The organism is Pseudomonas juntendi (genome assembly GCF_009932375.1).
Classification (GTDB): Bacteria; Pseudomonadota; Gammaproteobacteria; order Pseudomonadales; family Pseudomonadaceae; genus Aquipseudomonas; species Aquipseudomonas juntendi.
This window is the reverse complement of the sequence record NZ_BLJG01000010.1, coordinates 1-1,886: the sequence shown is the minus strand read 5'-3', so window position 1 is coordinate 1,886 and position 1,886 is coordinate 1. Positions and strand designations below refer to the sequence as shown.

Below are 1,886 nucleotides of genomic sequence, written 5' to 3'. Positions count from 1 at the left end.
TTTTGTTGTGCGCCAGGCATGGCGCGTTGCGCGTTAGCGCAACCCGTTTGGTTGTGGTAGCCGAGCGGGTGACTTGGAGGTGAAAGTCCTCTACACACCCGGCAAGGGGAAGTGTTAGCCAGAGGCAAGGGTGTCGCGGGCGACTGCGAATCTGAAGGAAGCCCGAGGCAAAATGCTGGTCTGACGAACAGGAAGCGGATGAGGCGGCGCAGCGGGGTTAGGCGGCAACAATCGCCAAAGCCCAATACTTGCACGGAACGCTGTGGCGTAGATCCGACAGGCATAAGCAGGAAGGTCACGCGAATTACCCTGGGAGGTCTGCACGTTTGCCACTGTGCTACCGAGCGTCGAGAGGCGACGGGATGAGCGTGCAGAAGTCAGCCGAGGCCGTAGTAAGTGGCGGTTAACCGCGTCACCAAGGGCCGAACAAGTTATGCCGCCAGTAGGCGTCACTGTCTCGTTGGTAGCCGTAATGCAGAAATTTCCCACAGCGGAAACTGTCATCCCGAGTCCCGGCCAGAAGCCGAGGGTGATGCATGACAGTGCAAAGGTATCGACGGCGTCAGTGGCGTGGACGAACGCGGAGCCGGACACGCTGATGGAGCGGGTGCTTGCACCGGCCAATCTCAGGCGTGCGTATAAGCGCGTAGTCAGCAACAAGGGGGCGCCGGGTGCCGATGGCATGACGGTCGCTGACTTGGCTGGCTATGTGAAACAGTATTGGTCAACGCTCAAAGCCAGGTTGCTGGCCGGTGAATACCATCCCCAAGCAGTGCGGGCGGTTGAAATCCCCAAGCCGCAGGGCGGCACACGGCAACTGGGAATCCCCAGCGTCGTGGATCGTCTGATCCAGCAAGCTTTGCAGCAACAGCTCACGCCACTCTTCGATCCGCTGTTTTCGGACTACAGCTACGGCTTTCGTCCGGGCAAAAGCGCTCACCAAGCTGTTGAAATGGCCCGCTCCCATGTGGCGGCGGGGCATCGCTGGTGCGTGGAGCTTGATCTTGAGAAGTTCTTTGATCGGGTCAACCACGACATCTTGATGGCCTGCTTGCAGCGCCGGGTTGAAGATAAGAGAGTGCTCAGGCTAGTCCGCCGCTACCTTGAGGCTGGGATCATGTCGGGCGGAGTCGTCAGCCAGCGGCGGGAGGGGACGCCGCAAGGCGGCCCACTTTCGCCATTGCTGTCGAATATCCTGCTCGATGAACTCGACCGCGAGTTGGAGCGACGTGGCCATCGCTTCGTACGCTATGCCGATGATGCGAACATCTATGTGCGCAGTCCTCGTGCTGGCGAACGAGTGATGGACAGTGTCGAGCGCTTCTTGAAGCAGCGCCTGAAACTAATGGTGAATCGAAAGAAGAGCCGCGTTGCAAGGGCCTGGAAGTGTGACTACTTGGGCTATGGAATGAGCCGTCACCTGCAGCCGAGGCTGCGTGTGGCGACGACGAGTTTAGGTCGCATGCGTGACCGGCTGAGAGAATTGCTGCGCGGTGCGCGGGGTCGCAAGATGGCTAACGTCATCGAGTGGATAAACCCTGTGCTGCGAGGTTGGGCAGGCTACTTTCAGCTCAGCCAAAGCAAGCGGCCGCTCGAAGAACTGGATAGCTGGCTCAGGCATAAACTTCGCTGTGCCATCTGGCGCCAATGGAAGCAGCCCTCCACGAGGGCTCACAACCTGATGCGTTTGGGTCTTAGCGAGGAGCGAGCCTGCAAATCAGCCTCCAACGGCCGGGGCCCATGGTGGAACTCCGGGGCGTCACATATGAATCAGGCGCTGCCGAAGAAACTATGGGATCGACTCGGGCTGGTCTCGATACTGGATACGATCAACCGGCTTAGCCGCATAGCTTGAACCGCCGTGTACGGAGCCGTACGCACGGTGG

The 1,886-nt window shown here is 59.7% G+C and carries 1 protein-coding gene; it reads left to right on the top strand.

Features of this window, described 5'->3' with window-relative positions:
* The first annotated feature begins 433 nt into the window (after positions 1–433).
* A complete protein-coding gene (gene ltrA / locus GYA94_RS01615) occupies positions 434–1,855 on the top strand; it encodes a group II intron reverse transcriptase/maturase (protein ID WP_161891684.1) in 1,422 nt (473 codons plus the stop codon).
* Positions 1,856–1,886: the final 31 nt, after the last annotated feature.

Bases quoted from the DNA above. Each gene is read 5' to 3' on its own strand.
- ltrA (WP_161891684.1), top strand. From the start codon at position 434: ATGCCGCCAGTAGGCGTCACTGTCTCGTTGGTAGCCGTAATGCAGAAA.